Raw genomic sequence first — 6,558 nt, 5'->3', positions numbered from 1 at the left:
GGCCTGCCACCCCGTCGAACACCGTCTCCCTCGGCGCCGCGATCTCCACGACGAGCGGCCCCAGGGCCCGGGTCCGCCGCCCCACACCCAGATCGACCGGGACAGCCCCGGTCACCAGCCCCAGATACCCGGCGGCCAGCGCGCCGCCCACCCCGGCACCCCAGACGGCACCCCGCAGCCCCCGGCCCCTCACCGGCCCTCCCTCGTCACAGCAGCCTCCACCGCGACACCCGGCCCGGGGAAGGCCACATGGCCCCTGATCCTCCTGGCCAGCGGACTGGGGTGCGGATGGTACCAGGCACCGTTCACCAGCGTCCGCCCGCCGACCGACACCGTGTGGTAGCGGGCCACCCCCTTCCGGAAGCACAGCGACCTGGCTCTGCTGTCCGTGAACCACTCCCCGTACAGCAACTCCGGTGGGAAGTGGTGATTCCCCTCGACGACGGTCCGTTCCGCTTCCGCGGGCACGGTGCCGTTCCACACAGCGCACATGATGACCCACCACCTCCGACGGCATCCTCGGAATCCACGCTCCCCACGCTACGCGCCGCCCACCGCCCCGACGGTGATCCCGCTTACGTCCGAGCCGAAAACGGACGGCGGCGCCAACACCATCGCCCTCGGCAGCACGAACGTCGCGATGCCGCCGGCGGCAGAGGACACGTCAGGACCGGGACCTGAGAAGTGGGGCGACGCCTGGCAGGACACCGGCAAGGTCTTCACGCAGGAGGACGGCTCCTGGCTGCGTCCAGAGACCATCTCCCGGAGCTCCGCCGCGTTCTCGCGCCGACCAGCCTGCCGCCCATCAAGCTCCGGGATCCCGCGGCTCGTCGCCGCGACCCTCACGCACGGCGGCGGTGGTGGTGACGTCCTCACCGTCAAGGAGACGCCGCGGCACTCGACCATCGCGCTCACGCGGACACCTACACACGAGCCTGTTGCCCGAACTCGACCGCGACATCGCCGAGAAGGCCACCGGACTCGTTCCCAGAAAGCAGCGGGAGACCCCTGAGGACGCGGAGGAGAGCACCTCCGGTCACCCAGGAGCCGGGAAACGGAGCAGCGCCCGAGTCGGCCGAGGCCGATCCGGACGCTGCGTAGCAGGTCAGCGGGGACTACCCCCGACCCACGGGCGGTAGGCCGTGTGGGACTCGAACCCACAACCAATGGATTAAAAGTCCTGGTCAGGACCGTCCGGCCCCGTCCGGACGGTCCTCGTCCATCCGGGGACGCGAGGTCAGCGAGGGGGCATGGTGCCGAGTGATCCATTCGGTGACGGGTCCTCGCGTACCGTCCGCTCACGCATCGACGCATGCTGGCAGACGAACGGTACTGAGGCCGCGCACCGACTTCACACCGACGGTGCTTGGGCACGCGGGTCAAGCCAGAGCTGCGTCCCGATGCCCCTGCTATGCCTCGGCATCTTCACGCAGATGACACTCCGCGAATGGCCTCTCCTGCGGATGCCGAGCAAGCCGGGCGAGCACCCATGCGGTACGCGCGTCCATCCCAGCACCGTACTTGACTGCCAATCGGCGAGCGCGCCACGTGGTTCCCGGAGCCAGCAGCCAGCGGGTCGCAGAGAATCTGGGGGCTCTTGGGCGGCGGAACATGCGATTCACTGTCCGGGCTCACCAGCACCTTCAGCAGCGCTGTCAGCGGTCGGAGCGCTCGGAGGCTTCCGAAGTGGGCAGTCAGAACGTGAGCACTCAAAGTGATTGCAGGCGCGGAGATTAGCGAGGGTGAGCCGGGCGTCGACAAGCGCCGGGTCTTCGTGCTCCGGACTCCCGTAGAGGAAGCGGGACATCGCATCCACCGGAGTATGGGCGTTGCGTACGTCCGTGAGGATCTTGAAGGTGAAATCTCGGTCAACCTGCCCTTCATGGACAGCTCGCGCCCACCCAAGCAGAACCCGGTGCGCCTGCTCCCGCACATCCGGCTGTTGTAGCGTCGCACTCCAGCCGCCAATCAGGAAGTCGAGAATCCTGGGCGTCGTCCGAGCGATATCGATCAGGTTAGCCAGGACGCGGTTGTCGCTCGCAGGTTCGATCAGAGCGAGGAAAGCCCGTGGGCCAGCAGGGCTGGTCTCGTACCGGTCGAGCCAAGACTCGATCGTGTCCACTACGCGCGTGAGTCCGTCGGTGGTACGCGCGGCGTATGCGACGAGAGCGCTCGCCGCAACCTCGGTAGCCGCATCATCGCGATCCAGGATGTGCCGCAGCCTGACCAGGGCTCTGTGCGGCCACCGCCGTCCGTAGCTCCCGCTGCATACGTGAGCAACGACCTCGCGCTGTTGAGCGTTAACGTTCTTCGCCCAGTCCAGAAGCTTCTTGTGCGCATCACGGGCAAGCTGATCATCCTGAGCGGCTTCCGTCAGGAGGTGGGCAACAGTGTGGATCCGGTCGGCACCAGCACTGGCCGAACCCGAAGTCCATTTGTCCAGGATGGGCCAGAAGGGCGGGTCTACAGCTGTTCGGGACAGCCCCAAGAGCCGCTTACCGACCTGCAGGGTCCATCCCTCTGCTACTCCTCCAGGCGCAGTGATGCGATCGATCCAGGCCCTGGTCTCATCACGCTCATGAGCCCAGTGGTGCCAGTCCATGCGGATGGCAGATGCCGCGAGACCCGGCCGACTCTCGAAACTGGCTCTGTCGTCTGGAGTAACGTCTACCCCGACGTGACCCATTCGACGCCGAGGGCTGCGGCCTTCTCGGTATCGACGTCGAGCAGTCGGCTCATCACCAGGGCCAAATTCGGCTGCTGCCCTAATACATAGTTCAAGGGGCGCATTTTCGAGATAAGCGGCAGCCAAGAGCATCACCCGGTCCTGGCCTCGGGTTCCATTATCGGCGAGGGTACTTTCCAGGAAATTCTCCCAGAGAAGCACTTCCTCCCTGATACCTTTCAACTCCCTAAGCCCTTGCAGTTGGGCACCGGAGTCGCTTGCGTTGTCGCGTTGGCCAATGGCCCTGGCCAGACGGTCCGGCTTGATGCTGCGGAGGCGCTCAGCAATCGCTACGGCGTCAGACGGGCTGACACTGCGGGTTATGAGGTCAGCAAGGGCGCCAGCAGTCGGATCAGGCGAAGCCGACCCACGCAAGAGGCCACGGACGGCGCCCCGGCCGGGCTCTGGCTGTAGCCACTGCGCCTGCGCCGGGCTAGCGAGCCTCTCGACAAGATGGTTCCGTGCGACCTGTACGGCATCCGGCCGCACGGCCCGCACTTCGAACCTGGTGTCTCCTTGCCAACCGTTCTGATCACATGTGACGACCGCACACGAGCCAACGTCACGGAGTTCTTCGGCCCATACGGTGAGAGCGCGAGCCACTGCCGCAGGCAGGGGGCGCGACGTCGCTTCGATCAAATAGCCGTGTCCCGATACTGGATCCGGCAGCGTTTCGCGGTCAGGCGTCTCGTCGTCGTCCCAGTCTGCGGCAAGGTCGATAAGTTTCGGAGACTGGGGAGTCACCGAAGCATGCGCGTGCAGGGCCCGGACGGCTGAGATTCGCCGACCACTGCCACGCTCTCCTGCGACGACGGCGAGGCCATGTTCCGATAGCGTCTCGGCCGCGCGCTGGGGTGTAGGCGAATGAGCCCAGAGCGGATCGGATGCAGCAACGACATCGGAAGTGGGCACGGGAGACGTCGGAAGCTTCGGGCGCCGCAGAATGTTGATGGGCGCCGAGTTATTGCCGCCGATCTGAACTGTGCTGCCGTGGTTTCCGTGAGACCACTGCCGTGCGTGCGGGACGGTGGGGTCCTGCGACATGATCAGCGTCCTTCGGTGTTGAGGCCGCCGAAGTTGTCCCTTCCGACTTGGATGACCGGGCCGGTGTTGCCGATCGCACTCTGCCCGCCACTCCTGTGCTCATCCTCCGAGTGACGACTCGCAAGAGCCTTCAAGTCATCGACCGCGTCCGGGTAGTCCTCGACCAATGTCATCAGGCGCCGACGCCACCGGTCCCGGAGTTCCCCCTGGTCGAGCGACTCCGCCTGGACCTGATCAGCATCCAGTCGGGCTAGCTGACGCTGCTCCTCGACTTCCCCTCCATGCCGGAAGAACCGAGCAGCGATCTTCCGCATCCCAGCCCAGGTCTCCTTTGTCATCTCCATGGCCAGGGCCGCTGCAGCAGCACCGGCAACCGCCCACAGTTGTGCGTTCTCAGTCACGCGCCTTCGTTCCTCTCATCGGACCACGGCAGGTACGACAGCGTGCTCAGCACGGTCGACGCAGGATTACAGAACGCATGCCTACGGAAGACCGGTTTCTTGATTCCTGGCTAAAAATCGCCGTATGAGGACCCGTGTTCGGTAGACGGAGCCCTACCAACTGGGTACGCCCAAACGGGCGCGTGTGGCCGCTCGTCCTGGGAGTCAACACAGAAGCAGGATGGAGTCCCAGGAGGTGGCTGGGAGGATGAGAGTTCCAGCGTGGCCGACAAGGGTGAGGGCTGTGCCGGCGAGGCCGTTGAGGAGCCCTGGGGCAGCCGAGTGCGGCTGGGGAATCGTGACGCGGTGGGCCAGTTGGGGGTTCTGACGGGTGGCGGCTTGGAGGATGCCGGCTGTGCCGTGGCAGAGGGTGGGGCCTTCGGCGTCCCACTGGTCGGGGTGGGTGGCGACGTGCTCTTGGGCGGCGTTGGCCCTGTCGAGCCTGCCTGCCCCCGCGCCACTCCCCGGCGTACGGCTGATTTGATCGCTACGGCTGCCCGCTACCGCCTCTTAGCCTCGGTGAACCGGTTGGCTCGGAGCGGGGGCCAGAATGTCGGCCAGCTCGTCAGCCTGCTTCCTGAGCTGGTCTGCCTCTGTGGGTTCCATCGGATCGAGCACAGTAGCCTGCCCGGAGCTGAGCCATTGGCGGGCGAGGATTGGTGTGCCGTAGCGAGCCAGATGGCGCTCGACCTCGCGGTCGTAGTCGTCAACCGGGGCACCGGTGGCTGAGAGGTCCGCATCCACCAGGACGACACCGGAGCAATTGGCGGCGATCTTGCCGGACAGCTCGCGTTCGTGCCACCGTGCTGCGGCCAGGTCCGGGCTCAGCGCGAGGGTCGTACCAGCAGGGCCAGCGACGTGTCGTTCGAAGGAGCGTGACCGGTTGAGGGCGAGCGTCTGATCGGTGCACGACGCCAGGCCGGCCTCCATGTACCGGGTCGCGTCCACGGCGATGACTCGCTCGCAGCGGTCACGAGCCTCCTGGATCGCGTCCTTGACGTCGATCTGGATCGTGTCGACTTCTACGCGCCACAGCTCACCCGGAAACGGCGCGAGGCGGCTACGATGCCACCGCACAGGAGGTTCGGCGCCGCGATACGGCAGCGTCGTCACCCTCTTGCCCCAGCGACGGTTGCTGATATGTACGTCGCAGAACTCCGACCGCTCATCGGCCACGATCACCGCCACGCGGTATCCGTCGGCGGCCCAGGCCGCTGCGGTCTGCCTGGCGAAGCCCGTCGCGTCCCAGGAGGCCAGCCCCAGCGCACTCACGGACCGGACGCCGACAACAACTTGGTCGGCGGGGCGCCGCATTCGTCGGATGCGAGGCGCGTTGGGGTGGCTCGTGGGCTGCTCACCGAGCGCGAGCAGTGCGCGGGGTCGGCTCGATGAGCCCGCTTGGTTCGACGCGTGACGGCTCGTGATGAGCAGGCTTCCTTCTGATCTGGCCTGCCCGCCGTAGCTAGGGCGAACGTAGGCGGCTGTGCACTCCGTGGCCGTGCACGCGTGGTGGACGGGCCTGAGTCCGGGGCCGACGAGCGGATCTGTCAGGATCGCGTGGAGCCGCGCGTCGTGGAGGAGCGCTCCTGGAGACATGGTGCGGCTGACGGTCCACTCGAGCCCGTGGTCGACCATGGCCGGCTGCACGGTGAGACTCTGCTGCCCCGCCAGTGAGTCCCACAGGTGTGAACGACGCAGGAGGCTGCTGGCCAAGCCGCCGCCGGCGGCGTGCTGCTCCGCGATGCACCGCTCGATGGGCGGACGGCGGCCGGGCACGTGGAGCGCAATGTTCGGGCTCCATACGGGGGTGCCGCCCGCCGTGGTGACCTGCATCGTCAGCTCGTCCAACAGCTGGGCACTACAGGTGGCGCCGAGCAGTTGGACGTGGATCCCTGCCGTGAGGTGCCGGTTTCCGGCATAGAAGGGGTGTGGACTCGGCACACCACGCAAGCCCAGGAGGACGTCTTTGCCAACGGCCTCAGCGCTCAGCTCCCGAACTCCGCGCCGCGTGCCGCGGCGGGCTTTGACTGGGAGCATCCCCAGGATGGCCTGAACTGCGGACACGTCCTCGACGCGGAGTCGGAGACGATTCTCGTCAAGCCGGATTTCTTCGACGCCGAGCATTCGGCGCCGGTTCTCGGAGCCAGGACGCCCGAGTGCGCTCAAGACCAGGGACTCCAAGAGCGCCTGCTGTACGCCGGCGTCAGGGATAAGACCTGTATAGGTGTCAAAGCCGTGGAGACGCTGGCGTGCGTGGGTGAGTCGCTCTCCACTGAGCTGCGAGGCCGCCGTGGCGGCGCGGTCGAGTCCGTCGCATCCGGCGAAGGGGGTGTTCATCGTGTGCTCCTG

At 66.7% G+C, this 6,558-nt stretch carries 4 protein-coding genes and 1 tRNA gene; all 5 read right to left on the bottom strand.

Annotation, left to right across the window (positions count from 1 at the left end; translation table 11 throughout):
* Nucleotides 1-189 precede the first annotated feature (189 nt).
* Nucleotides 190-492: a DUF427 domain-containing protein gene (locus HPT28_RS02645; RefSeq protein WP_257577944.1), complete on the bottom strand. Its 303-nt coding sequence runs from the start codon at nt 490-492 to the stop codon at nt 190-192.
* Between the two features lie 644 nt (nt 493-1,136).
* Nucleotides 1,137-1,201 (bottom strand) — tRNA-Ser (locus HPT28_RS02640).
* A 417-nt stretch (nt 1,202-1,618) separates the two neighbouring features.
* Nucleotides 1,619-2,602, bottom strand: a complete 984-nt coding sequence (locus HPT28_RS02635; RefSeq protein ID WP_219088779.1) for a hypothetical protein — start codon at nt 2,600-2,602, stop codon at nt 1,619-1,621.
* 1,169 nt (nt 2,603-3,771) lie between these two features.
* Entirely contained in the window at nt 3,772-4,170 is a 399-nt protein-coding gene (locus HPT28_RS02630) for a hypothetical protein (RefSeq protein WP_219088777.1), read from the bottom strand.
* Nucleotides 4,171-4,719: 549 nt separating this feature from the next.
* Nucleotides 4,720-6,546, bottom strand: a complete 1,827-nt coding sequence (locus tag HPT28_RS02625) for a hypothetical protein (RefSeq protein WP_219088776.1) — start codon at nt 6,544-6,546, stop codon at nt 4,720-4,722.
* Nucleotides 6,547-6,558 lie beyond the last annotated feature (12 nt).

The sequence above is a fragment of the Streptomyces sp. JJ38 genome, assembly GCF_019303475.1.
GTDB lineage: Bacteria > Actinomycetota > Actinomycetes > Streptomycetales > Streptomycetaceae > Streptomyces.
This window is presented reverse-complemented; position numbering and strand designations above follow the sequence as displayed.

Bases quoted from the DNA above. Each gene is read 5' to 3' on its own strand.
- HPT28_RS02645 (WP_257577944.1), bottom strand. From the start codon at position 492: ATGTGCGCTGTGTGGAACGGCACCGTGCCCGCGGAAGCGGAACGGACC.
- HPT28_RS02635 (WP_219088779.1), bottom strand. From the start codon at position 2,602: ATGGACTGGCACCACTGGGCTCATGAGCGTGATGAGACCAGGGCCTGG.
- HPT28_RS02625 (WP_219088776.1), bottom strand. From the start codon at position 6,546: ATGAACACCCCCTTCGCCGGATGCGACGGACTCGACCGCGCCGCCACG.